Source organism: Mycobacterium sp. ZZG, from assembly GCF_054786995.1.
Genome location: NZ_JBTBFV010000170.1, coordinates 1 through 1048, shown reverse-complemented (window position 1 = coordinate 1048; position 1048 = coordinate 1). Strand labels below are relative to the sequence as shown.

Sequence of the window (1048 nt, the reverse complement as noted above, 5' to 3'; positions counted from 1 at the left end):
AAGTGTTGACCGTCCCTCTGTGTGACGACCACGGCGGGGGTGATCGTCATTGAAGTTGTCGAAATCCCGGGTCGGGGACGGCGGTCGTCTGCATCATCAGCGTGCCCACGAACGGACCCCGCGCTGGTCTGCTCGCGCAGAGTCCATTTCGGCTCCGGCGCGATGCCGAATCCCGAGATCGTCACAATCGGTGACGGCGGACGCGTCGATTCTGCGGTCGCCCAACACGAACTGACCCCTATCCCGGTTCCCGGGTGATAGGTAAGGCTGGTGGATCATGGACTGGCTCTGCGGTGATCGTCGCGCGCACCGGCGAACTGGCCGAGAAACTGCTCGCCGCCGGCGAACTCCGCTGCCCGCGGTGCCGCGACGGCCAGCTGACTTCTTGGGGCTACGGCAGGCGGCGCTCCGTGCGCGATCACGACGGGACCACGATCACGGTGCGCCCCCGCCGCACGCGATGCCGGTCCTGCTCGTCAACGCATATCGTGATGCCCGCCGCTCTGCAGCCACGCCATGCCGACACCACCGCAGTGATTGGAACAGCATTGCTGCACAAAGCAAATGGACTCGGACACCGGCGTATCGCGGCGACCATGGGGCGGCCGGTGTCCACCGTGCGCCGCTGGCTTCGCCGACTACCGCCAGAGCACCTGGACCGTCTCGCACGCGACGGGACCGAGCAGCTGCTCGCCCTGGACCCCGACACGTTCACCGCGCTGCGCTACCGAGGGAACATGTTGCACCACGCGCTGTCGCTGTTGTCGGCAGCGGCCTACTGGGACCGCCGCCGCTACGCCCTCGGTGAGCCGCCGTGGACCCTGATCGGGATGTACACCCGCGGCCGCCTTCTGGCGCCACCCGGCTGACCCTCCGACGTCCCCGCGCTGCCGCCGGGGGCGTCATCACCATGCCTGCCGACAGTCGTCACCATGACGACCACCGCGTCGCCGCGACGATTACCCCGTCACAATGCAGACCGACCCCCGAAATCACGTCTGCATCCACAGTGACGCCATCGTCTGCATCCTGAGCGACGGCCAACACC

Annotated in this window: 1 protein-coding gene; it reads left to right on the top strand. The window is 67.6% G+C overall.

The window, feature by feature from the left end; translation table 11 throughout:
• Positions 1-293: 293 nt before the first annotated feature.
• Positions 294-869 carry a DUF6431 domain-containing protein gene (locus tag ACXMYJ_RS29185; RefSeq protein ID WP_260751629.1) on the top strand — a complete coding sequence of 192 codons (576 nt, stop codon included), beginning with the start codon at positions 294-296 and terminating at the stop codon, positions 867-869.
• Positions 870-1048 lie beyond the last annotated feature (179 nt).